The sequence below is a fragment of the Pandoraea pnomenusa genome (assembly GCF_040391475.1).
GTDB classification, from domain to species: Bacteria; Pseudomonadota; Gammaproteobacteria; order Burkholderiales; family Burkholderiaceae; genus Pandoraea; species Pandoraea pnomenusa_C.
The window spans coordinates 178735-203912 of sequence record NZ_JBEBXS010000006.1; the positions used below are offsets into that span (position 1 = coordinate 178735).

20 protein-coding genes are annotated in these 25178 nt (G+C 63.1%); 4 read left to right on the forward strand and 16 right to left on the reverse strand.

The features are described 5' to 3' along the window. Positions 1–181 precede the first annotated feature (181 nt). Positions 182–670 carry a MarR family winged helix-turn-helix transcriptional regulator gene (locus ABWO90_RS09055; RefSeq protein ID WP_353190879.1) on the forward strand — a complete coding sequence of 163 codons (489 nt, stop codon included), beginning with the start codon at positions 182–184 and terminating at the stop codon, positions 668–670. Between the two features lie 177 nt (positions 671–847). After that, positions 848–2332, forward strand: a complete 1485-nt coding sequence (locus ABWO90_RS09060; protein ID WP_353190952.1) for a DHA2 family efflux MFS transporter permease subunit — start codon at positions 848–850, stop codon at positions 2330–2332. Positions 2333–2389: 57 nt separating this feature from the next. Here ABWO90_RS09060 and ABWO90_RS09065 read toward each other — a convergent pair whose 3' ends face one another. The 3 genes from ABWO90_RS09065 to ABWO90_RS09075 form a co-directional block, all read right to left on the reverse strand. Then, on the reverse strand, positions 2390–2791 hold the full coding sequence (locus ABWO90_RS09065; protein ID WP_353190880.1) for a hypothetical protein: 402 nt from the start codon (positions 2789–2791) through the stop codon (positions 2390–2392). Positions 2792–2887: 96 nt separating this feature from the next. Then, positions 2888–4408, reverse strand: a complete 1521-nt coding sequence (locus ABWO90_RS09070; RefSeq protein ID WP_353190881.1) for a DUF1254 domain-containing protein — start codon at positions 4406–4408, stop codon at positions 2888–2890. A 72-nt stretch (positions 4409–4480) separates the two neighbouring features. After that, positions 4481–5926 carry a DUF1254 domain-containing protein gene (locus ABWO90_RS09075; protein ID WP_353190882.1) on the reverse strand — a complete coding sequence of 482 codons (1446 nt, stop codon included), beginning with the start codon at positions 5924–5926 and terminating at the stop codon, positions 4481–4483. Between the two features lie 523 nt (positions 5927–6449). Between ABWO90_RS09075 and ABWO90_RS09080 the strand changes: the two genes are divergently transcribed. Next, the gene (locus ABWO90_RS09080; RefSeq protein ID WP_353190883.1) at positions 6450–7226 is read left to right on the forward strand and encodes a hypothetical protein; all 777 of its coding nucleotides are present in this window, start codon (positions 6450–6452) and stop codon (positions 7224–7226) included. A gap of 54 nt (positions 7227–7280) precedes the next feature. On the opposite strand, the gene ABWO90_RS09085 is transcribed toward ABWO90_RS09080, so the two are convergent. The 11 genes from ABWO90_RS09085 to ABWO90_RS09135 all read right to left on the reverse strand — a co-directional run bounded on the left by ABWO90_RS09085 (position 7281) and on the right by ABWO90_RS09135 (position 20886). Next, positions 7281–8522: a GGDEF domain-containing protein gene (locus tag ABWO90_RS09085; protein ID WP_353190884.1), complete on the reverse strand. Its 1242-nt coding sequence runs from the start codon at positions 8520–8522 to the stop codon at positions 7281–7283. Between the two features lie 377 nt (positions 8523–8899). Then, on the reverse strand, positions 8900–9748 hold the full coding sequence (locus ABWO90_RS09090; protein WP_353190885.1) for an IclR family transcriptional regulator: 849 nt from the start codon (positions 9746–9748) through the stop codon (positions 8900–8902). Positions 9749–9974: 226 nt separating this feature from the next. Further along, positions 9975–11591 carry an AMP-binding protein gene (locus ABWO90_RS09095; RefSeq protein WP_353190886.1) on the reverse strand — a complete coding sequence of 539 codons (1617 nt, stop codon included), beginning with the start codon at positions 11589–11591 and terminating at the stop codon, positions 9975–9977. Between the two features lie 15 nt (positions 11592–11606). Beyond that, positions 11607–13358, reverse strand: a complete 1752-nt coding sequence (locus ABWO90_RS09100) for an ABC transporter permease subunit (RefSeq protein ID WP_353190887.1) — start codon at positions 13356–13358, stop codon at positions 11607–11609. Positions 13359–13427: 69 nt separating this feature from the next. Beyond that, positions 13428–14516, reverse strand: coding sequence for an ABC transporter ATP-binding protein (locus ABWO90_RS09105; protein ID WP_353190888.1), 1089 nt, complete (start codon positions 14514–14516; stop codon positions 13428–13430). Positions 14517–14550: 34 nt separating this feature from the next. Next, the gene (locus tag ABWO90_RS09110) at positions 14551–15633 is read right to left on the reverse strand and encodes an ABC transporter substrate-binding protein (protein WP_353190889.1); all 1083 of its coding nucleotides are present in this window, start codon (positions 15631–15633) and stop codon (positions 14551–14553) included. A 136-nt stretch (positions 15634–15769) separates the two neighbouring features. Beyond that, positions 15770–16570, reverse strand: a complete 801-nt coding sequence (locus tag ABWO90_RS09115) for an enoyl-CoA hydratase/isomerase family protein (protein WP_353190890.1) — start codon at positions 16568–16570, stop codon at positions 15770–15772. Positions 16571–16924: 354 nt separating this feature from the next. After that, entirely contained in the window at positions 16925–17350 is a 426-nt protein-coding gene (locus tag ABWO90_RS09120; RefSeq protein WP_353190891.1) for a F0F1 ATP synthase subunit epsilon, read from the reverse strand. Between the two features lie 136 nt (positions 17351–17486). Further along, entirely contained in the window at positions 17487–18539 is a 1053-nt protein-coding gene (locus tag ABWO90_RS09125; RefSeq protein WP_353190892.1) for an Ldh family oxidoreductase, read from the reverse strand. Between the two features lie 27 nt (positions 18540–18566). Continuing rightward, entirely contained in the window at positions 18567–20057 is a 1491-nt protein-coding gene (locus ABWO90_RS09130; protein WP_353190893.1) for a DASS family sodium-coupled anion symporter, read from the reverse strand. Positions 20058–20373: 316 nt separating this feature from the next. Next, positions 20374–20886: a hypothetical protein gene (locus ABWO90_RS09135; RefSeq protein WP_353190894.1), complete on the reverse strand. Its 513-nt coding sequence runs from the start codon at positions 20884–20886 to the stop codon at positions 20374–20376. Positions 20887–21433: 547 nt separating this feature from the next. Here ABWO90_RS09135 and gor point away from each other — a divergent pair. After that, positions 21434–22795, forward strand: a complete 1362-nt coding sequence (gor, locus tag ABWO90_RS09140; protein WP_353190895.1) for a glutathione-disulfide reductase — start codon at positions 21434–21436, stop codon at positions 22793–22795. 5 nt (positions 22796–22800) lie between these two features. Here gor and ABWO90_RS09145 read toward each other — a convergent pair whose 3' ends face one another. Both ABWO90_RS09145 and ABWO90_RS09150 read right to left on the reverse strand, forming a co-directional pair. After that, positions 22801–24192, reverse strand: coding sequence for a sodium-dependent transporter (locus ABWO90_RS09145; RefSeq protein ID WP_353190896.1), 1392 nt, complete (start codon positions 24190–24192; stop codon positions 22801–22803). A gap of 135 nt (positions 24193–24327) precedes the next feature. Beyond that, on the reverse strand, positions 24328–25089 hold the full coding sequence (locus ABWO90_RS09150; protein WP_353190897.1) for a phytanoyl-CoA dioxygenase family protein: 762 nt from the start codon (positions 25087–25089) through the stop codon (positions 24328–24330). Positions 25090–25178 lie beyond the last annotated feature (89 nt).

Sequence of the window (25178 nt, forward strand, 5' to 3'; positions counted from 1 at the left end):
AACCCTTGTCGCGCCGTGCGAAACGGTCCTCACGGGCGTTGTTCACGGCGCGGCGCCGCCAGCCGGTGTCACCAATTTGAGACAGTTGCCGTCCGAAGAAAGACTCTGGCAAAATGATAAACCTGTTTATCAATTACCCCTGCCGGGACGATGCCGACATCGCCCGGCATTTCGTTTCGTCATGCCGAAAATCGACTGGTCTTCCCGCTTCGGTACGCTGGTGCACGACGTGGCGCGAGTGCATTCGCGCCTGTTCGACCGGCGCGCGCGCGGCAACTTCGATCTCACGCGCGCCCAGTGCCGGGTTCTCGTCATGCTGCATCGCTACGGGGTTCAGACCCAGGCCGAACTGGCCGAACGCATGGAGTTGACGCCGATGGCGCTAGTCAGACTGCTGGACCGCCTCCGGGAAAAGGGGCTCGTGCGCCGTGAGCGCGATCCGAACGACAAACGCGCCCATCTCCTTTATCTGACGGAAGCCTCGGAAGCGAAGATCGACACCATCGTTGCGTTCGCCAATGTGACCGAACGTGAAGCGCTTGCCGATCTCAGCCCGGCCGAGCGCGTCGAACTGTCGCGTTTGCTCGGCAAGGTGCTGGCCAATCTGACGCGCGCCGAAGCGGCGTGTCCGGCGCCGGTGCGCCGTCACGACGAGGCCGAGCCGGAGTAATCGGAACGAACGGAAGACCCGCACGAGACAGACGACCGCAAAGCCGGTGCAGGAGACATGGCGCAAAGGCCCATCGGGTGCGCCAGACAATCATAAGAATGACGAACTACCAGAGGAATTACCGTGGCATCCCCCAAAAAGGTTGACGATCCGGGCAAGCACCGGGCGCTCGTCAGCATGTCGGTCATGCTCGCAACGATCTTGCAGACGCTCGACAGCACCATCGCCAACGTGGCGCTCCCCCACATGCAAGGCAGCCTGGGTGCCTCACAGGACTCGATTACCTGGGTATTGACGTCGTACATCGTGGCCGCCGCCATTGCCACGCCGCTGACCGGCACGCTGTGCGCGCGCTTCGGGCGCCGGCGCGTCTTCCTCTGGTCCGTGGCGGGGTTCACCATTGCGTCGGCGTTGTGCGGCATGGCGCATTCGCTCACGGAAATCGTCGCGGCGCGGCTGTTTCAGGGGGTCTGCGGTGCGGCGCTCGTACCGCTCTCGCAGGCCACCATGCTCGACATCAACCCGCCGCACAAACACGGTTCGGCGATGGCGATTTTCGGCATGGGGGTGATGGTCGGTCCGATTCTCGGTCCGTCGCTTGGCGGCTGGCTCACCGACAGCTACAACTGGCGCTGGGTGTTCTACATCAACCTGCCTATCGGCCTGATCGCCTTTCTGGGCATTGCGGCCTATCTGCAGGAACCGCCCGAACAGAAAGCCGGAAAATTCGACGTGATGGGCTTCGTCACCCTAAGTCTGGCCATCGGCTTACTGCAGTTGCTGCTGGACCGGGGCGAACAACAGGACTGGCTCAATTCGACCGAGATCTGGCTGGAGATGCTCGGTGCCATCATCTGTTTCGCGTACTTCATCGTCCATACATGGACGGCCGGCGAAAACTCATTCTTCAATCGCGCCTTGTTGCGAGACCGGAACTTCAACACCGGGGTCGTCTACATTTTCGTGGTCGGCATCATCCTTTACGCCACCCGCGCCCTGCTTCCGCCGATGCTGCAAAGCCTGTTCGGCTATCCGGCGATCCTGACCGGACTGGTGACGGCGCCCTCCGGGGCCGGCACGATGGCGGCCATGCTGATCGTCGGGCGGATGGTCGGCAAGGTCGACGTGCGGTATCTGCTCGGCTTCGGCTTTGCGCTCACCGCCTATTCCCTCCATATGATGGCGGCCTATTCGCTCACGCTCAGTCCGTCGGATATCGTGTGGCCTGGTGTCATCCAGGGCTTCGGTCTCGGGTTCGTGTTCGTGCCGCTGACCACCGTCACCTTCGCCACCCTTCCCGGCCAACTCCGTGCCGACGGCGCGGCCATCTACAGCCTGTCGCGCAACATCGGCAGCAGTATCGGCATCTCCGTCGTGCAGACGCTGCTCACGCAAAACACGCAGGTCAATCATGCCGTGCTGTCGGAGCGCATCACACCGTTTACCCAAGGGCTTGAGAAATACGCGCAGACCTATGGTGACGCAGCGATGGCGGCGATCAATGCCGAAGTCACACGTCAGGCCGCAATGATCGCGTACCTCGACGACTTCCGGCTGATGATGATGCTCACGCTGATCGTCATGCCGCTGCTGCTGTTCATTCGCATGAAGAAGACGGCCCCCGGCGAAACCGAAGAGATGGTGCACATCGCCGCCGACTGAGATGTCGACAGGCCCCGCCGGTGCATCAATACCGGCGGGCACCGCATGTGCCCAGGCCTATGGAAGTCCGATCGATCGCTTTGCCGCGGCCTTGTGCGGCTTACGTGGCTTACGTGGCTTCGGCTCGATGCCGATGCGCGGATCCCCCGCCAGCACCAGTTGGACCACACGCTTGGCGACAGCCTCGAAGTCGGCATCCGACTCCGGCACGTAGAGCCACTTCCCCAGCACCGGATGCGGGCGCAACGCCGGTATTTCCTGCTGCAGTGACGCGTGGTGCTCGTGCGACGTACAGACGAGCAGGCCATCCCACGGGGCGTCACGGTCAATGACGCCCAGACACTGCATGCCATTCACATACGCAGCCTCAGACCCGAACATGCGCTTGCGCAGGTAGGTTTCGTTACGCTCCAGCGGCTCGAAGATCCAGAGCAGCGAATTACCGATGGTGGATGGCATGGCAGAAATCGTCGACGTCGGCGTGCAGGAATCACCGACTTTACACGACGCGCGAAAGGCCTGCCGGACGCGGTGCTCCTACGATGAAACCGGTCGCTAGCCCTGCGCAGCGACAATATCCTCGAGCTTCCAGCTACGGTCGAACCAGGCTGGCAGCGGGCCATAGAGCCGGAAGATCGTGAACCACGCTTTGCCGGGGATCGTCTGCACCCAGTTCTTTTCCTTGCCCGGTGGCGCAGTTGGGCCGAAATACACATCGACCGATCCGTCTGCGTTGCGCAACAAATCCTTTTCGCTCGACAGGCTCGGGAATTGCTGATCGGTCTGCAGCATCGAACGTGTCTGTGTGTCGTAGACCACGACGGACCAGAAATCCTTCGCCGGCACATTGGGTGGAACACGAAGCACGTACTGCCGGGCCCCGTCAAACGGCTGACCGGCGCGATCCGTGTTCGTCGCGGCGTACTGCGAGCCAATGCCCGGCATGGCAACGGCCATCGCCGGCGTGTCGATGGTCGCGGCATAGAAGAACATCGTGCGCGCGTCGAAGTTGCGGGCGCCGTTATTCAGCCACTCATAGCTCCCGCCAATGAACGGCGTCGTCCAGCGGCGATCGGGATAAATGTATGCCGCCGGATTACGATTGGCGAAGTCGATCGAGCGCGCCGTCGCGTTGCCGACAGCCACCGCATCCGTCAGGATTTTCTGCATGCGTGCGTCGGGCGCGAACGGCTTGCCCTTCTCCATGCCGATCGACGCCATCAAACCCGTCATGTCGGGACCATAAGCACCGGCCGGTTCCTCCTGAACGATCTGGTTGATCTCCTGGTAGAAGTCGATGTTGTTCGCATGCACGGTATTCATCACCCTGCCCGAGAGGTCGATGAAGGTTGTGGCCGGCGGATTGGCCGCCTGCGAAAGCGGGTAGACGCGCAAACCCGCTTTGAGCGCGGCGACACCCGGCTTCGGATCGCCGTGCTGCATGAACGCGCGGCCAAACAGAAGATTGCCGAATGTCGGCGACTTCACCACGTAGTAGCCGCTCGCCGGTAACGCCCCGGCGTAACCGGGTGGAACGAAGAGATACTTACCACCCTTGCCCTTGTCAGGTCCGGCATTCCCCATGTCGGTGACATAGCGGAACCAGAAGTCATCGACCACACCGAGAATATTCGGTGGTGTTTCCACCACAACCGGTCCGTTTCTCAGATCCATCCAGTTCCAGAAATAGACGGTCTCGCTATTTGCCGTAAGGAACAGCGACTTCGAATCCATGAGCGACTCGAATACGCCAACCGTACTTCCCGTGGCTCCCGCGTCACGCAGGCCCGTACGAATTCCGACCATCGATGCACCCGGCACACCATTCAGGAACACCTCGACGCCACGAAGGAAATCGAGATTGTCGTAGACACGCTCGGCCGTTTGCGATGTCGGCACGCCATCGAAATACGTCAGCATGCCAATACGCGTGTCGACCGACGCCGGCGTGGTGATCTGCGCAGGGATCGGCGTCGTCATCCGGTAGTGGTTGCCGGATGGCGTACCGGCGCAGGCGCCGAGAAGCAAGCTGACGAGTCCTGCGGAAACCCCCAACCACATCTTGTGCGTCGGCATAGTTGGTCCTTTTGGCATTGGCGGATAGGAAACGAGACGGGCACACCCTATCGGCGTGCCCCGTCGAGAGGGTTACTGGCGCACGATGTCTCCCGGCTTCCACGTCTTGTCGAACGCGGCCGCTTCCGGACCGTAGATGCGGAAGTAAGCAAACCATCCGCGTCCGGGCACGGTCTTGATCCAATGCGTGGTATCGCCGCCCTTCGGCGGATTCGGTCCAAACGACAACACCACCGGCTTGGTGGTATCGATGTCCTTGAGCTCGAACAGCGAGCGCAGTGCCGCCTTGTCCTGATCGGTCTGCACCTGCGAGCGGGTCTGCGCGTCGTACAACGTGACCGACCAGAACAGTTTGCCCGGCACGGGCTGCGGCACCGTCAGCGTGTACTGCTTGCCGCCATCAAGGAAATTCCCCTGACCGTCGCGCGCACTCAACCAATAGAGCGAGCCGGCCCCGGCGTCACGGCGGAACATGGCGGGTGACGTCACGATCGCCTGCGCAAACCAGCGATCGCGCGCGTCCAGATCGACACCGGCAGGGGTCTCGAACTGCGCGCTACCCGGCACCAGACCGACCCACTCCCAATGCCTGTCCGGCCAGTTCCGGATTCCCGGGCGGTCGCTGTCAAACGCCGACACCAGCATCTGGTCGCGGCCCAGGCGCGCGGCCTTCGTCAGCACCGCCTTGAGCTTTTCATCCGGGGCAAACGTTTGACCTTTCTGGATACCGAGCTCGGCTAACAGGCCGTACATCGGCAAATAGGCCGGTTGCAGCGGCTCCTCCTGAATGACCTTGTCCAGCTTTTGCCAGAACTGGAAATTGTCCTCCCACTTCAACGACGAACTATCAAGCGGGAGTTTCGTCGTATCGACGGCCTGCAATGCCGGGCCGGTGGCGCCCTGCTCAGACCATCGTTGAATCTTCACGTTCTGGAAGGCGGCCATCGCTTTCGCAACATCGCCGCCCACAGGCATCGAACGCAACGCCAGCAGATTTTTGAGCGAAGGCGACTGTGACACGTAGTAGCCTTCGGACTTCGCGGGCACTTTACCTTGGTAGCCCGGCGGCAGGATGAGATGCTTGCCGCCCTTGCCAGCCTCAGGCCCCGGCAGTCCCATGTCGGCGACCCAGCCTTGATTGTGATCGTTGATCAGTCCGATGAACGGTCCCGGCGGCAGATCGATCACGACCGGTCCGTCGGTGAGATCCAGCACGCCCGACCCATAGGGCGTATCCGAGTTCAGCGTGAACCCGACCTGCCTCGGACCGGCAGCAGCAATGCCCCACTGCTTCCCGTCCTCTATCCCTACGGCTCGATTGCCGTTGAAGATGCCTTCGAGCGATACGGTCGGGTACCAGAATCGATACGCAACGATGGCGCGCTGCAAGGTCTCGTCGGCACGCGCGTGCTGCGATGCCGTTGCCGTCGGGAAACCCTGTTTGAACGGGTACGGATTGGCGTCGGCCGCCTGAACCGCACTCCCTCCCGTACCGAACAGTCCGATTGCGGTAAGCAAACAAAAACGACGCGTCATTCGATTCATGTTCGGCACCCTCCGGTTTTACTCGGCGTCAGGAAATGTAATTTTAATTACAGCTGAATTATCGATTTATTTTTCATGTTCATTTGGCAATCAATAAAAGTCAAATGGTTATTTCAACCAATATTCATTGACAATGATTGCACGATCGGACGAATCACCGCCCTCCCTCACTGCCACTTCGTTTGCAAGACCTGGCGCTCATTCCCCACCTGCGCCAGCAATTCACCACGCAGCATGTTTTTCGCAGTATCCAGGATGGGAACTGACGAATTCAAACCACGACACATCGCGATAACCATTGATACGAAAAGTTATTTAAATTATCAAAACCTATTTACGACAAAAATAGAATCGCAATTCATTAACAACAAATCTAGAATCGGACGCAACCTCGCGCTTGCGCATCGCTCACAGGCGATCGCAAAGGCGCACCGAATGTCCACTGGATTGCGGAGCCGAAATGACGAAATGCACTCTGCGCGCCACATGCGCACGCATGTCTCTGACGATCGGATTGCTGCTTGGCGCGGTTTCGGCTTCGCATGCGCAGACGTCCGCCGACGACGCGAACAAGAGCAACAACCCGCTCAACCTCGCGGCTTCGTTCAACGTGCAGAACTACTACACGCCGTCGCTCTTCGGCGTCGATTCGCATACGAACGACTTTCTGTTGCGGCCGACCATGCCGTTCGGTCCCAACGGCGTCGTGCCGGTGCCGCAGATCTTGCGGGCGACGATTCCCATCAGTACGCGTCCGGACGCAAGCGGTAGCGGCTACAAGACCGGCCTCGGCGACATCAACCTGTTCGATATTTTCCTGCTCAAGCCCGTCGCGGGCGTGGAGTTCGGCGTCGGGCCGCTGCTGACCGTGCCGACGGCCACCGACAAATCGTTGGGAACAGGGAAATGGCAGGCGGGTCTCGCCGCCGTGGCGATACATTCGAGCAAAGCGGGTCTGCTCGGTGCGCTGCTTCAGTGGCAGCATTCGTTCGCCGGTCAGGGCGACCGGCCGACGGTGCAGACCCTCACGGGTCAGCCGTTCGTCATCTACAACCTGCCCGAAGGCTGGTACCTGCGCTCCACGGGTATCTGGACGTTCGACCTACAACACGGCAATTACTACATTCCCGTTGGCTTCGGCGCGGGCAAGGCATGGAAGATGGGCACGACCATCGTGAACGCGTTCATCGAGCCGCAGTATTCGGTAGCGCATTCCGGCAACGTGCCGAAGTGGCAGATCTTCGCAGGGCTGAACTTCACGTTCGGGCATTGATGGCGCGCGACGTCCGGGTTCACGCCTCTGGCGCCCGCCGAACGCAAGCGCGCCTTATCCGCCCGCTGCCGCACGTAGCGGCTTGACCTCGACGCGCGACTCCACCACCGGCATGGCCGTCTCCGGCGTGTATCGCACGCACCGGTTCCGGCCGGCAGCCTTGGCCTGATAGAGCGCGCGGTCCGCCCGCTGCACCAGCGACGAGAGCTCGCCGCGCGAGCGTTCGTCGCAAGCAATGCCGATACTCACCGTGGCCGACACGGACTCGCCCTGCACCAGGCGCCCGGCCCGTTCGAACGCTTCGCGCACGCGTTCGGCAATCGTCTGCGCCTCGGTGGCACCCACGCCCGGCAGGAACAGCGCAAACTCCTCGCCGCCGTAGCGGCCGAAAATGTCGTCGGCACGGAGTTGCTGCGAGGCCGTGCGGGCAAACAGCAACAACACCGTGTCTCCGAACGGATGCCCATAGGTGTCGTTGATCCGCTTGAAGTGATCGAGATCGAGCAACAGGAGCGCAACCGGCGCACGTGCCGCGCCGTGCCGCCGCATCTGCTCGCGCGCGAGTCGCGTGAACTCGGGACGATTGAACGCCTGGGTCAGGCCGTCGCGGGTGGCCGCGCGGTGCAACGCGATTTCGGAACGCTCTTTGCCGAGGGAAACCATAAGAAAGCTCGCCACCACGATCAGCACGAGCATTTCGGTCGTCGACACTTGCGGGCCGAACCACGCGAGGAACTGCGGATCGGTAGGGCCAAGCCACACAAGGGCAACGGCGCGGCCCGTGTAGAACACCCCGTGCAACACCGCAACGACCGCCAGCACGACACTGCTCGGCAATCGCAGGCCCGATGCCTGCCAGAACTCTTTCGCAGCCATCAGGCTGTAGAACGCGAGCAACGAGAAGAACAGCACGCCGCCGCTCCAGGCATCGAGTGGCCGGGCGAACAGCCACGTCCCCCAAAGCAGCACGGCCGGTCCACCGAACACCGCGACCCATTGCACATTGCGTGCGTAGAAGCGCCGCGCCCCGCTCCACACCATCGCAAAGGCGAGCGTGGCCACGGCGTTACCCAATGGATAGAGGATCGCGAGGCGAGAACTTCGCGCGGCAAGCAGGTAGAGCACCGGAGAGAAGGTCGCGAGCAGGAAGGCGAGGCTCCACCAGCGCGGCGATTCGGCTTCGTCGCGACGCAACGCGTCGAGCATGAACAGGATGCCTGTCGCGATGCTGAGCAGGAAGGTCACGAACTGTAATGTCGGCAGGTCCAGCGCCGGCAACGACAAACCAAGAGCCATAGCTCCGTCCCCCGTACGCACCGCCGTATATCAGGTCAGAAGCCCGGCACGCGATGCGCAGTGTGTAGTACGGGGAATGAGAACCATTCTGAAAGATCAGCGGTCCGCGATTGGGATGGACGATCCGGCAGTAGCTTGCGCGAAATACGGCGCACCGTGTGGCCGCCCCGGTCCGGCCATCGGTATCTCTAAGGAATCCGGCACATGTGCCTGACAGCGCGTCTTCCCTGCACCTCTGGTCGGGGTGCCGCTACGCGCAATGCCGGAATTCCCGGAATTCAGCTCTGCTCCATACCCATGGGGCGGGATTCTAGCACGCCAGTTTGAGAGGACAACCGGTCGACCGGCCGAGCCGGGTCATGGTGCGGAAACCCGCCTTACATTTCCTGTCGACGTCGCGCAGACAACGCGCCCGCGGTCTGGATGACGAGATCGGCAAAGCGTCGCTCGTCGCGCTCGGCATTCCACCGCACGCGAGGCACCGCAATGTTGATGGCGCCAATGGCACGCCCGTCCTGATTGACGACGGCGGCGGCCGTCGAAATATCGCCCATGAAGAATTCGTCTTCGGTATGTGCGTAGCCCTGTTTGCGAATGCGTGCCAGTCGCTCCTTGATCTTGCGCGGCTGCGCAACGGTCGCAGGGGTGAACTGAACAAGGTTGGTACGCGCCAGAATGTCGTCGATCTCCGCGTCGTCGAGCGTGGCCAGCATCGCCAGCCCCGGCGCCGTGCAATACGCCGGCAGACGCGAACCCACGATGACGTTGGCATTGAACACGCTTCGGCTCACGATACGCAGCACGAAGACGATGTCGGTGTCCAGACGCACCGTCAGGTTGGTCGCCTCCTCCGTCTCTGCAGCCAACTGCTGAAGATACGGTGCCGCACGGCTGACCAGCTCGTTGGAGACGAGATAGTGATAGGTGAAGTCCAGCAGCTTCGGCGAAAGCTCGTACTTCTTGCTCTGCGGATCCTTGAGCAGGTATCCCAGCGCCGAGAGCGTGAACGTGAAGCGCTGCGCCGCGCTGATGTCGAAACCCGTGGCCGACGCAATTTCGGACAGCGAAAGGTGTCGCTTCGAACCGTCGAACGCCGTCAGGACTTTCATCGCTTTCTCTACCGACTGGACGTAGAGCGTCGATTCGGTCGACGGGGCCGCAGCCGCCGTCTCGGTCGCAGTCGCCGCTTTGGCTCGCGTGCGGGGTGTCTTGTTTGTGGTGGCCACAGTCTCTGAAGATTAAGGCAGGCAGATGCGGATTATCTCATAAAAATAACTATCTATTTTCATACGATAACTCTGGAATCGCCGGTTTTCCTCTCGTCTTTCGGCTCCGGCTCATCCCCCGACGGACCGTGGCCCCTTTCCGCCTCTCAGACATCAACCCAACTCGATTCAGAAAGGGGCCACGGTCCGTCTCCATCCTTCATTGCCCCCCTCCAACCGTCCGCGCTTATCTCGTTGCCGGTGGCTCCCACGCGCCAAGCGTTTCGCGTGACAACAAGTGCTTCCGGATTCTCTCCGATGGCGTCGTCTCGAATCGCAACGCCTCGCGATAGTAGCGCGGGCGCTGATAGCTGGCGAGCTTGTCCGCAGCCCAACCCGACAACACGTCCCACTCGAGCGCCTCTCCCTCCTTGAACTGGACGTACAACATGATGTCCTGCTCACCAATCTCACTCGCCACACCAATCGCCGCACAGGCCACCACCGCCGGATGCCGCGCGAAGACTCGCTCGATCTCCCACGCCGACACGTTCTCCCCCCTCACCCGCATGCTGTCCGTGCGACGGCCGATGAACACCAGACCGCCATCCGCGCCACGCCTCGCACTGTCCCCCGTGAACAACTTGCCGTCTCGCAATGCCTTCGACGTTGCCTCAGGATTGTCGAGATATCCCGGCAGGAACACGCCCTCCACGTCACTCGATAAAACGATCTCGCCCGGCTCGCCCTCCGCCACCGGACACCCCTCGTCGTCAAGCAGCTCCAACGTCAGCCACGGCAGCGCCTTGCCGATGGACCCGGGCTGGTCAGCGTCGTTGAGCGTTGCGAAGCTCGAACACTCGGTCATGCCGTAACACTCACGCAATGCGCACCCCAAGCGTTCGCGTGTCGCCTGCCATGCACTTGCCGACACACCCGCGCCCCACGCCACCCGCAAGGAGTTCTGCGCCGGCTGCGCATCGCGCGGCAACTGCATCAGGATGTCGAGAATGCCCCCGAGATAGTGCAGATGCGTCGCCTGCGAATCCTCGCATTGCTGCCAGAACCGACTCGCCGAAAACCGCTCGACGACATGCATCTCGACATCGACCAGGAACGGCAACAGGAGCATCTGCGCCCCCCCAATGTGACACAGCGGCTCCCACAGGAACAATCGATCGCCGTCATGGGCGTCGGCCACACGAAGCGCCGCCTCGCTGGCAATTCGCATCATGCGATGCGTGAACAACACCCCCTTGGGCGCACCCGTCGTGCCCGAGGTGTAGATGATGCACAGCACCGACTCAGGTGTGACAGCCGCCGGGGCCGGCGACGCGCCCGTGTAGTCGGCGGCCTGCGTCATGACGGTGGACAGCCAGTGACGCACGACTTGCGTACCGTGATGCCCCGGCTGCTGCGCGGCAAGCGCAACGCCGGCGTCGATGACCTCACCGAAGGCCGGCTCGGCGATGAGCAGCCTGGGTTTCGCGTGGCCGAGCAGATATTCGACCCCGTCGCCCTTCAGTCGTGTATTGACGGGCACCCACACGAGACCGGACAACATCAGCGCATAGATCAGTGCGATTTGCGCGGCGCTATTGCCGAGCATGACGGCCACGCGGTCGCCGGGCACGAGGCCTTGCGCCGCGAACCATGCCTGCATGGCCCCCACGCGCGCCGCCATCTGCCCACGGTCAATGGCCTGACCTTCGAAGACGACGGCCGGCCTGGCCGACGCGCTGCGAAGCCCCGCCAGCAACAGGGGCACGACATCGAGCCGGTCGCCCTCGGCCCGCTGGGGAAAGTACTGGGTGTACGGATGCGCATTCACCGGCGCAATTCGGGCAACGTTGGACTTGGACATACGGGAATCGCGTTATCAATAGCTCTTGCGTTTGAAGATGGAAGACAGCCAGACGATGAACACCATCAGGAACACGAGCGACGTCGCCACGGCAGCCAGCGTCGGCGTGACCGCCAACTGGATGTCGTCCCACATCTGCTTGGGCAGCGTGGTGTTGATACCGCCGGACACGAAGATGGCAATCGTCAGGTCGTCGAACGACACGATGAAAGCGAACAGGAATGCCGAACCGAGGCTCGCCGCCAGCAACGGCAACAGCACGGTGCGCACGCGCGTGAAGGCGGAGGCGCCGAGCATCTTGGCGGCATCGTCCAGTCGCCAGTCGAAACGCTTGAAGCTCGCCGACAGGGTGACCACGACGTACGGAATCGCCAGCACGGTATGACCGATGACGAGGCCCGCGTTGGTGCCCGCAAGCTCCCATCGCGCAAACAGATACAGCAGTCCGACCGCCACGACAATGCGCGGCACGATCAGCGGCGCAATGAAGACCGCGAACAGCGGCTTGCGCCAACGCGACGGCAAGCGCACGAGCGCGAGACTCGCCCCGAAACCCAGCACGAGTGCCAGCGTCGCGGTAGCGAAGCCGACTCCCAGCGAACGCAGCAACGCCGCCTGCCAGACGCTCGACTCCAGGAACGCCACGAACCATTTGAACGTGAAGAGCTCGGGCGGGAAGGCCACGAAGGACTGCTTCGTGAACGCCAGCGGCACGACAAAAGCGATCGGCAGCACGAGCGCCAGAACCACGGCCCAGGTGTACGCCTTCAGGCCGAAACCACCCTCGGCACGCTCTGGTCCGCGCGAGAACGACAGCTTGCCCGCCAGACGTCCGATCCCGATGAGCACAGGCAAGGTGCGCCCGCCTGCCCCGCTGCGTCGCTCCGGCGCCTCTCCCGCGAGCGACGACAGCCCCACGACCCGGTCGTAAATGTAGAACACGACGATGGAACACAGCAGCAGCACGGTCGAGAGCGCACCGGCAAAGCGCAGGTCGAACAGTTCGAGCACCGACGAGATGACGAGCTGGGCAACCATCGACTCGCGCGGCGACCCGAGCAGGGCCGGCACGATGAAGAAGCCGAGACTGGAGATGAAGACAAGCAGCCCGGCGGCTGCCGCGCCCGGCCCCGACAGCGGCAGGAAGACGGTGAAGAAGCCGGTGGCGCGATCCGCACCGAGGGTTTGCGCAGCCTGCACGAGTTGCATGTTGATGCCGCGCATGATCGGCAGCATGGTCATGACCGCGAGCGGCAACATGGCGTGCACCATGCCGATCAGCACGCCGGTGAGCGACGGTGCAAGCGTTCCAGCGCTATCGATCAGCCCGAGATGCGTTGCCACGACGGTGAGCAGACCGGTCTTCGACAGCAGCAGCATCCACGCATAGGTCTTGACGAGGTAGCTCGTCCAGAACGGCAACACGATCCACAGCAGCCAGCGCTCGCGCGAGCGCGCGGAGAGCCGGGCCAGCAGGTAGGCCACGGGATAGCCGAGCAGCACGGAGAGTGCCGCCGTGAGAAAGGCAATCCAGAAGGTCGACGCCAGCACTTTGACGTAGACCGCCGAGTGCGTCATGCGGGCGAATTGGGCGACGGAAAGCACACCGTCGCCATCGTAGAGTCCGCCTTGCAGAATCTCGACGACCGGCACGATGAAGAACACGGCGAGGAACAGCAACGCGGGCAAGGCCGGGAGCCACCGGGCCAGATGCCGCGGCGAGGCAATACGTGCCCCCGCCTGAGGCAGGCGTTGAACTAGCCACATGGCAAATACTCCTGAAGCGGATAACTTGCGTCGAACGCCTGGGGCTGTCGACGGCGTCGATGGATCGGCTCAGCGCGTGAGCAACGTGGCGCGCCCGTGATCCCAGGCGAGCCCCACGCGCTCGCCCACGCGCGGGGTCAGGTCACGGGGGCAGCGCACGGTGAAGTCGGTAGCGCCGCTGGGGGTGCCGTCCGGATGCCCGGCGCCCTGCCCCAGCGACACGATGGCGCGCGTGTCGGAACCGAGGAAGACGACCTCCCGGATGGTGCCCGCCAGCGCGCCGTCCTCAGGTGACGTGAGTCGCGCCGCTTCCGGGCGCACGAGCAAGCTCGCCGAGCCGGCCGCTGGCAGATCGGGACTCGGGCCGATGGGCACGAGCCGACTGCCGACACGCAACGCGACGCGCCCGTCGATCAGCCGCTCGACCACGCCGTCGAGCAAGTTGGAGTGGCCGAGGAAGTCGGCGGCGAAACGCGTGGCCGGACGATCGTACAACTGCGCAGGTGTGCCGATCTGTTCGATCCGCGCCTGATTCATCAGGCAGATCCGGTCGGAGAGCGTGAGCGCTTCGTCCTGATCGTGGGTCACGTAGATGAACGTTGCGCCCAACTCCTGATGCAGGCGACGGATTTCCATTTGCATGTGCTCGCGCAACTTCTTGTCGAGGGCGCCGAGCGGCTCGTCGAGCAGAATGATCGACGGACGGAACGCAAAGCAGCGCGCCAGCGCGATGCGTTGCTGCTGGCCGCCCGACAGCTCCGACGGCAGACGCTGCGCGAAGGCCTGCATCTTGACCATCGCGAGCGCCGCGTCGACGGCCGGGGCCAGCTCGGCACGCGGCAGCTTGCGCATGCGCAGGCCGTACGCCACGTTCTCCCAGACGGTCATGTGCGGGAAGAGCGCGTAGCTCTGGAAGACCATCCCGATACCCCGTTTGCCCGGCGCGTCATGCGTGGCATCGCGGCCGTCGATCAGCAGTTGACCGGCACTGGGCTCGACGAGCCCGGAGATCATCTGCAGCAACGTGGTCTTGCCCGAGCCGGATGGCCCGAGCAACGTGAGGAATTCCCCTGCCGCGACCCGGAGGTCGGTCGGCAGAAGCGCGGGGGTCTCGCGGTACGTCTTGGCAAGACCGATGGTTTCCAGTTTGGTACTCATGTTCGACGCTTCCTGCTCCTTGGTTCCGGACGCCTTACGACAACAGCCATGCGTTGAAACGCTCGGTGGCCTTGGTGCGGTTCTCGGCCCACCACTGCGGGCTGGGCAAGCGCATGCCCTTGAGGTTGGCCGGTGCCGTGGGCAGCAACGGTGCGCGCTCTTTCGGAATGCCTTCGAATGCCTTGAGGTTGGTCGGGCCGTAGGCCAGGTCCTGCGTGATGAGCGCCTGACGCGCCGGATCGCCGCAGAAGCGCACGAACTGCTTCGCGAACTCGGCGCGCGGCGTGCCCTTCGGAATGCCCCACCCTTCGATGGAATACAGCCCCTGGTTCCAGACGATCTTCACCGGCGCCTTGTTGTCGATGGCAGCCTGCGCACGACCGTTCCACGTCGACATCATGTCGACGTCGCCGCTCTGGATCGCCTGCATGGCTTGCGCACCCGAGGTCCACCAGAGATTGATGTGCGGCTTGATCTTGTCGAGCGATTTGAATGCGCGATCGAGGTCGAGCGGGTACAGCTTGTCGATGGGCACGCCGTCGGCCATGAGCGCTTGCTCGAGTGTGTCGAGCGGGCTGCGGCGCAGCGAACGGCGGCCCGGGAAGCGCTTCACGTCCCAGAAGTCGGCCCATGTCTGCGGCGCCTCTTTCGGGAATTTATCGGCGCGATAGGCCAGCACGGTCGAGTAGACGTCGACCCCCAGCCAGTCGGGCGTGACGGCCTCGGGCATGATGCCCGGGAAGTCGGCAGCCTTCATGCCGATGGGCTCGAGGAAGCCCTTCGACTCGAGATAGGGAATGTCGGCCGAGAGCGTGAGCGTCGTGACGTCCCACACGAAGTTCTTCGTCTGCACCATCGCCGCGAACTGGGCGACCGGCTGCGAATCGCGCGCCACGCTCACCACCTTGATACCGGTGGCTTTCTCGAACGGATCGTAGAACGCGCGGCGGTAGGCTGCCGTGTACGGACCCCCCGGATCGGAGACGATCAACTGGCGGGCCTGTGCGAAGGCCGTACGCGACGCGGCGAGCGGCAACGCGCTCGCAAGTGCAGTGGCGCCTGCCATTTGCATCAGGCGGCGGCGGGACGGATTTTGCGGGTCGTGCGGGTGAGACATGGAAAACTCCGCTAGCGTGTGGACAGACGCGACGCGCATGTCCTGTTCTGGTGGCCGACCGGCGTCACGATGCGCGAGGCTGCGAACGATTCGTGACGCCGGACGGCGAACGTCTTCAGACGATGCCGCTGAAGCCTCAGGCCTTCGCGGCCTCCGCCTTGGCTGCGCGCTTGGCAAAGAACGCGGCCATCATGCGTGCCGGCTCTCCCGATTCGTACGATTCGCGCTGGATACGCATGCCGGCTTCGATGGCATCCTGGAACGTGCCTTCGGTCATCTCACGGAAACGCTGCTTGTCGAGACGCATCGCCACAGGCGGCTTTTCGGCGAGTTCCGACGCGATTTCCAGTGCCTTGTCGAACACTTTCTCCTCAGGCACGAGGTGGTGAATGAGGCCGAGGCGGTGGCACTCGTCGGCTTCCATCAGACGGCCCGTGAGCGTGAGCTCGATCGTGCGCGACAGGCCCAGCATGTGATTCATGATCCACGGGCCCGTGGTGCTGGCGATACCGGCGTTGATCTCGGGCTGCCCCATGCGCACGCCCGGATGACCGACGCGAATGTCGCCGAGCAGCGAGACCTGGAACGCCGATCCTGCGGCGGTGCCGTTGAGCGCCATGACCAGCGGCTTCTTCAGGCTACGGATCACGTCGTAGTAATGCTCCCAGCCCTTGATCCATTCGATGGCCGTGTCGCCGTCGAAATGCTTGGCCTCCGCAAGATCCTGACCGGCCGAGAACGCGCGCCCCGCGCCGGTCATGATGACGGCCGCCACGTTGTCGTCGGCGTTGAACCGCTCAAGCGCCGCGATGATCAGTTCGCGCATGGCGATGGTCCAGGCGTTGAGCGCCTGCGGACGGTTCAACGTAATCACGGCGACCTTGCCGACCTGCGTGAACAGAACTTCCTGCTCCGTTTGCTTACCTGTCTCGCTCATTTCAACTCCAAGGGCGCGCACGCGTGACATCACGCATGCATTGAGTGGATGACGATGTCCGCCGGTATACCGACGTCACACCCCCAACGATTCACCACTAAACAGTTATTTCACTGCGATAACTGTTATCTGAGTGAAATATAGTTATTTCAAAAAAATGGCGCAAGTCGAATCGCTTCAGGGTTTACCTCAAGCGGTTGCACCTTTGGTGTCGGCGTCACGACGTCGATCGACGTGTCCGACAGACGAAAAAAAAGCAGCCCGTCGGGGCTGCTTGTCGTTTGAGAATCGGCAACGATCACACGGGATCGCTGGTGGTTTGCGGCAGGGGCACCGCGCGACGGTTGCGCCGCGTCAGCGTCCCTCTTTGCGCTTGCGCATGCGCCGTATCGCCTGCAACTGCGCCACGGCTTCGGCGAGTTCGGCTTGCGCCTTGGCGTAATCGATGTCGCCCGTCTGCTGGTCGAGCAACGCTTGCGCTTCCTCGCGCGCGCGTTCGGCGCGGGCCTGATCGAGGCTGTCGGCCCGCATGGCCGTGTCGGCCAGCACCGTCACGCGGTCGGGCTGGATCTCCACGAAGCCGCCTGCGATGTACAGATAGGTTTCGGCGCCGTCGGGCGATTCAATGCGCACCGTGCCCGGACGCACCCCGGTCAACAACGGCGTGTGGCCGGGCAACACGCCCAGCTCGCCCTGCGCCCCGGGGACCTCCACGAAACGGGCTTCCCCCGAAAAGATCGAGCGCTCAGTGCTCACGACGTCCACCATGAGTAATGGCATGGATGACTTTTCTCCCTGTGATACCGCGCAATACGGGGCAACTCAGCCCGTATCGCAAAACATTTCCGGGCGCTGTCGTCGCGCCCTATCCATCGAGTCGAGGTCGAGGCACGCGCACCGTCATGCCTCGCCGACATCACAACGTCCGTGGCGGCGCCACGCCCAGATCGCCGGCCATCTTCATGAGCGACTCCCAGATCGGCGTCGTCAGGTCGACGTGATCGTGATGCTTCTTGCGATTATCCGCTTCGTACTCGCCCGGATACTGCACCCGATCGAAGCCCGGCTGCGGCGGACACGACGTCAGGTAATCGATGAACGCCTCCACTTCGTGGGAACGCCACGTGGCCGCGAAGTCGACCTGCGGATTGAGCACGATGGCGAACATGTTGTTCGTCGCCACCCCCGCACGCGGATGTTCCGGCTGGATCGTGCCGCCGCCCGACAGCACGCCCGCGAGCAACTCCGTCACGATGCCCAGCGCGTACCCCTTGTGCGCACCGAACGGCAGCAATGCCCCGAACGGCTCGGTGAAGAGCACATTCGGATCGGTGGACGGATGGCCGTAGCCGTCGATCAACGATCCCGGCGGCGCCTGCTTGCCTTCGGCCGCCAGCACGCGTGCCTTGTTGATGGCGATCGCGCTGGTCGCCATGTCCACCACGAGCGGCGGACGGTTGTTCGGCAGCGGCCCCGCGAAGCACAACGGATTGGTCGTCAGGCGCGGCTCGGACCCGCCATACGGCGCGACCATCGGCTGACGGTTCGTCACGTTCGTGAACGCCATGAATACCAGCCCCTGATGCGCGCACATCTCGCCATACTGCCCCATGCGACCGAGGTGATGGCTGTTGCGCAAGGTCAGAATGGCGACGCCTTTGTCGAAAGCCCGCGCGATGGCATGCTCCAGCACGAACTTGCCCACGTGCTGGCCAAAGCCGCGGTTGCCTTCGTACAGCAACAGGTTGCCGTGATCGGTGAGCACGGTCGGCCGACCGGTCGGATTGACCTGTCCGTCGTCGAGCACCTTGCGGTACGTCGGCAGAATCGAGAGCCCGTGGCTCGCATAGCCCACGCGGTCGGACTCGACCAGATGCTGCGCCACGTCGAACGCGATGTCATCGGGCACACCTTGCGCGAGCAATAGCTGCTTGCCGAAGCCGACGGCGTCTTTCAGAGGGATTCGCATGTTGACTCCTTGTTCGGGCACACCGGATTACAACCAGCCCAGCCAGCGCCAGTAGGTCGCGGCGAAGAGCAGGAGCAACGCGTAGCCGACGATGGTAATCACGACGCCCACCCGCGCGAATTGCTTCGCGGTGAAGGTGTCGGTACCCAGACACACCATGTTCTGCGGCGCGTTGATCGGCAGGATGAAACCGAAACTCACCGTGAAGCCGAGCAGCATCGTCATGCCCAACCGGTTGAAATCGCCCGGCAGGGTTTGCAGGACCGCAATCAGAATCGGCAGCATGGCCGACGTCAACGCCGTGGCGCTCGCGAAGCCGAGGTGAATCAGGATCAGGAAGGCCGCGAGAATGGCGAACACCCAGAGCGTCGGGAGCGAATCGAGGCCCGTGGCGGCGACGACATGATTCCCCAGCCACTGCCCGGCCTGCGTGGTCAGCAATGCCGTACCGAGACTGATCCCCACCCCGAACACGATGACCGTGCCCCAGGGAATGCGCGTCTGCACTTCCTTCCACGTCATGACACCGAAGCGCGGCAGCATCAGCACCACCAGACCGACATACGTGACCGAAGTGGTATCGAAGCGGTGCAACTTGCCTTCCGTCGCCCAGAACAGCAGCAGGCCGATCGACACGGCGAGCAAGCGCTTCTGCGCACTCGTCATCGGGCCCATCTCCCGCAGTTGCGCTTCGACGGCCTCCTTGCCGCCGGCGATGGCGTCGGCCTCGGGCGGCATCATCTTGAGCACGAGCACCACCAGAATCACCGACATGATGATGGCCCACGGCGCACCGGCGACGAGCCATTCGGCCCACGTGATACGGTCGCCCAACATCTTGTCCATGAAGCCGACAGTGAGCAGGTTCTGCGCCGCTGCGGTCTGAATACCGACGTTCCAGATACTCGTTGCCTGCGCCACGATGATCATCACGCCCGCAGCGATGTTCGAGCGCTTGTCCACACCGAACGCGGCGATCACGCCCATCATGATCGGCACCACGCAGGCGCTACGTGCAGTGGCACTCGGCACGACGAGCGAGAGCAGGATGGTCACGGCAATGGCACCGACCATGACGCGTCGCGTGCTGGTGCCGATCCTGGACAGCGTGACGAGCGCGATGCGGCGGTCGAGCCCGGTCAGGGTCATGGCCGCAGCGATGAACAAGGCGCCGGCCACCAGCGCGAGTGCGGAGTTCGAAAAACCCGCGAGCGCCATGCTGATGGCCCGCGATGTGCCGTATTCGACACTGGGGTCCTGGATGGTAGGTGCCGTGCCCACGAGGAAGGCCATCAACGACGTGATGATGATGGCACTGGCTTCGTAGGAGACGGCTTCGGTGATCCACACGACCACCGCGAAGGCGAGAATCGCCAGCATGCGGTGTCCCGCGACAGGCAAGTCGTCGGGCATGGGGATCAGGAGCACGGCGATCATCACGATCACAGCGGCAATCAAACCGATGGGAATCGCTTTTTTCTGGGGAGGGCTTTGCACAGAAACTTCAGGCGTGCTCATAGGGGGCTCCAGAACGGAATGGCATGCCGGTAGCCGGCATGTCGTGAGGAAATGCCACGCTTGAACTGCGGGTTAATCCTACCCGCATTGATCTTGGCGAGGCAAGCGCGAGAGAAAGACATACGCCGCCGAGCGCAGGCGCACGTGGCGTGGCGTGCTGCCAGTCGGGGCGTAGTCGAAAGCGTGCTGCACCGGTCCGTGCGTGCGGGGCACACCGACGGGCGCTCAACGCGGCAATGCGCGCAGCGGATACACCGGCCTGACCGGGAGTCGGGATTCGAGTGCCGGCATGCGACGCGGGGGTGCGTCGCCCGGCCTAGAAGTGAAGTCCGAAGTATTCGGGAGAACCAACGAAAAGCTGTGTGCTCAATACCGGGCTGGAGAGCGCACGATGCCAGACAGTCTGATAGAGCCCTGTCAGCCCCGCCCGCGGACCGGTAATGATGCCGTCCGTGGACGCCGTCACACCGGCGTTGCCGAGTGTGTTCCCAAGCATCTTGCCGCTCACGATGATCGGCTCGGATGCCCAGGCACCGGCTTCCTCGAACACGTCGTGCCACGGTAACGGCGCCACATTGACGAGCGCAGCAGGCGGCGACCCCGGTGGGGAGAAGGCCGGCGGTCGGGCCGCACGCTTCGCGCGCGCGGCCCGCGACGGCCGGGTGCCGTGCCGGGAACTCGCTGTCGTGGCTGTCTTGCTTGCCGAGGCACCGGATTGCAGCCCGGTACCCGGCGAATTCGCAGCATGTGCCGATGCCGGAATCCAGAAGCAACACCACAACGCCAGCGCCAGTGCGGCGCCCAAGGGGCGGAAGAGCGACTTCGTCATGACATCCTCGCGTGCCGGCGGTAAGTCCCGCCTGTCCTGACCTAGTTAGAGCAACTTTCGGACCACGAGCAACAACTTGTTGATTCTTATGCACTTCCATTTCCACCGTTCGCGTAACGCCGAGTTCATTTCCGAGAAGTGTTTCATTTCAGAAACACCCGGCAGCCGCGATTGCGTCGTCGGTGACACGCGATGAATGACCTCATGGGCCAGTCTTCGCCTTCGCCGGTGAAGCGTTGATCGACTTTCGACGCCTTCGATTTTCATCCCGCGTTTCGTCTGGCGCATTGACATGCATCAAGCAAAGTGCACGACCGTGCGAAAACCCGAATTGACGGCCAACATTCCTTATGGGGCATGAATCCAGGCGGATATCGCCGAGCGCGATGTCGGACACGTCCGAAAAAACAGGCAAAGCGAGCGCACGGCCGACGAGGTCGCGACGTCTCTGGCACAATCGTTCAACCCAATTTGACGACCTTCATCGTCGGTGCACGCATGGTGATGCGAACCGGCAAGTGCGTCGCCCGACTTACAGGAGTCAGCAATGCCCCAGTTCGATGTGGATCTTTTCGTGATCGGTGCCGGTTCGGGCGGTGTGCGTGCCGCACGCGTCGCAGCGCAATACGGTGCCCGCGTGAAAGTGGCTGAAGAGTTCCGCGTCGGCGGCACCTGCGTGATTCGCGGCTGTGTGCCGAAGAAGTTGCTGGTTTATGCAAGCCGGTTCGCGGATGAATTCGAAGACGCCGCCGGGTATGGCTGGCAAGTGCCCTCGCCCCGCTTCGACTGGACCACACTCATCGAGCGCAAGGACAGCGAAATCGCGCGCCTCGAGAACATCTACCGAACCAACCTCGAACGTGCCGGCGCCGAGCTCGTTGAAGCGCGCGCCGTCGTGGAAGGGCCGCACACGGTGGTATTACCCGCCACGGGCGAGCGTATTACCGCACGCAATATCTTGATTGCCACCGGTGGCAAACCGGCAGACCAGCCGCATTTCGTCGGACGCGAACACGCGATCTCATCCAACGAGGTCTTTCATCTCGAGTCGCTGCCGAAGCGCATCACGGTGATCGGCGGCGGCTACATCGCACTGGAATTTGCCGGCGTGTTTGCCGGTCTCGGATCGAAAGTCACCGTGGTCCACCGTGGCCCGCACCTGCTTCGCGGGTTCGATGAAGAGGTACGAACGACGCTGGAGGCAGCGTACCGCGAGCGCGGCATCGAGGTGGTGCTCGAACGCACGGTGGAACGCGCTGACAAGGTGGGGGATCAGCTGCTCATCACGCTGTCTGACGGCAGCAAGCATGAGACCGACGTGCTGTTGAGCGCCGCCGGCCGCGTGCCGTACACGCAAGGCCTCGGGCTGGCGGCGAGCGGTGTGGCGCTCAACGACAAGGGCGCCGTCATCGTCGACGAATTCTCGCGCACCAACGTGCCGTCGATCTTCGCAGTGGGCGACGTGACCGATCGCGTCAACCTCACGCCGATGGCGATTCGCGAGGGACAAGCCTTTGCCGACACCGTGTTCGGCGAACGCACGACACGCGTCGACCACAAGTTGATCCCGACGGCCGTCTTCAGCACGCCGGAAATCGGCGTCGTCGGCCTGACCGAAAGCGACGCGCGCGCGCAGTATCCGCAGCTCAAAGTCTTCAAGGCATCGTTCCGCCCGCTGAAGGCGACACTCTCCGGACGCGCCGAGAAGATCCTGATGAAATTGCTGGTGGATGGCGCAACCGACAAGATCGTCGGTGCGCACATGGTGGGCGATCACGCGGGCGAGCAAGTGCAACTCCTCGGTGTGGCCTTGTCGATGGGTGCCACGAAGGCCGATTTCGATCGCACCCTCGCGGTTCACCCGACCGCCGCCGAGGAATGGGTGACGATGCGCACGCCGGTGGCCTGATCGCCTTACAGCCCGTGATACCAGACGCCGAAGATCGCGATGGGTGTGAGCGCAAGCAGCAGCACGCGCCACACGGGGGCGAACCATCGCGAGCGCGGCGCGTCGAGCACCGTACGCGCCTTCGGCCAGATGCATCCCCCGACAAAAAGCGCCACACACAGCCCGCCCGCCGGCATCATCAGATTCACGGTCACGTAGTCCATGAGATCGAAGATCGTGCGGTCGAAAAGGCGCACGTCGCGCCATAGGCCGAAGGAAAGTGCCGACGGCACGCCAAGGCCGAAGGTGGCCGCGAAAACGGTGGTGACCGCCGGACCACGACGCCATTGATACTCGTCGATCAGGAAGGCCGTCACCGGTTCGAACAGGGATACCGCAGATGTGAGCGCGGCGAACAGAAGCAGCAGGAAGAACGCCACCGCTACGGCGTGACCGAGCGGCATCTGGGCGAAGATGGCGGGCATGGTGATGAAAGTCAGACCAGGCCCCGCGTCAGGCGCGACGCCGAAGGCAAAGACCGCAGGGAGAATCATCAGGCCCGCAAGACAACATGCCAGCGTGGCAAGCGTTGCCACCCAGACGGCCGAACTCGCCAGACGCGCATCTTTCGGCAGATACGAGCCGTAGGCGACGATCATGCCGGCGCCAAGCGACAGCGAAAAGAACGCCAGCCCCAGCGCCTCGAGCAAGGTGTCGCCAGAGATCGGCGAGAAATCCGGGGTGAGGAACCACGCCACACCGGCCATTGCGCCGGGCAGCGTCAGTGCCCGCGCGATGACCAGAAGCATCAGGACGAATAGCGCCGGCATGAGCCATTTGCCGGCACGTTCGATGCCCTTCTGCACGCCGGCGGCAACGATGGCGGCCGTCAAGGCGAGAAATACCGCCATGCTGACGAGCGACGCCACGGGATCGCCGATGAACGACGAGAAGTCGCTGACAAGCCGTGTGGTGTCGTCAGTCAGCAGCGCGCCGGTGACCGCGCGCCACAAATACGCCACGGTCCAGCCACCGACCACCACGTAAAAGGACAGGATAGCGAAGGCATTGAACGTGGCGATGCGCCCAATCCACGCCCAGCGGCGTCCGCCCAACATCCGCAGTGCCGTGGTGATGGACTTGCCCGTCAAGCGGCCGACGGTCATCTCGGCAAGCAGCAGCGCCACGCCGAGGGTGAGTACACAGCCGAGATAAACGGCGAGAAATGCGCCGCCCCCCTGTTGGCCCACCACGTAAGGAAACTTCCACACCGCGCCAAGGCCGACGGCGGATCCGGCGGCGGCCAGTACGAAGCCCAGCCGCGAGCCCCAGGTGCCCCGGGGCGCAGTGCCGGCCGGGTCGGCGGAATCGGCACCTGCCACGCGTGCCGGGTTGGATGAATTGGGTCGAAGAGACACGGACTTCCTCCGGAAATTGGCCGGAAAGTCTACGTGTGAAACGGGCTTATTTCCTTGGGAAAGCGCTCAAACTGATCGGGAGCTTCGAGGGGAACGGGGCAACCAAGGTCCCGAACCCTGACCGACACCAGGCGCTCAATGACCGAGCGCCACCTCACCCGCGGACGCAGAACGACTACCGGGCGTGGGCGGATTGCTCTCACCGCGATAGGCGAACACCACCGAGAACTTTGTCGTGTCGCCTTCGTTGCGACCTGCTGCGTGGAACAGGCCACTATGAAACAGGACGACGTCGCCCTGCGCCAGTTCCACCTGTTTGCCACGAGCGACAAGTGGTTGATTGTCCGGCTCGTCGGGACGCAGGAAATCCAGCGAATCGAGCTGGTGCGGCTTGAGGTGCTCGCGATGCGAGCCAGGGATGAAGCGAAGTGCGCCGTTCGCACGCGTTTCCGGACCCAAGGCGAGCCAAACCGAAATCAGCGAATTCTGCGGGAACGACCAGTAGCGGATATCGCGGTGCCAACCGGTTGCCGTGCCGAAATGCGGATGCTTGGTCATCACGCAGTTATGGTGTGCCAGCGTAAGCACCACGTCTTCACCGAAGATTTGCGCCAGCGACTCGATCAGATCCGGGCGCGTGGCCCAGTGACGCAAGGCATCGCCCCGATCATAGGCCTTGAGCAGGCGGCGCACCGTCTGACCGCCCTCGGCGTCTCGCGACTGCGGAGCGCCGGCGTAGCCGACATCGGCCTCGAACTCGAGCGGCAGCGTTGCCGACGCCAGTTGCGCTCGAGCATCGGCCAGAATCGCCTCGCAGTCGGCCTGCGCCACATAGTGCGGGAGAATCAGATAACCGTCGTTACGGAAGGTTTCGAGTTGCGATGCGGTAAGCGCCATGATGGTCGGCGAAGCAAGCAGGATTCTGAGCGTTGAGGGGAAATTCGTTGACGTTACTACAAATTCGGTAGAACCGATGCGACGTTGGC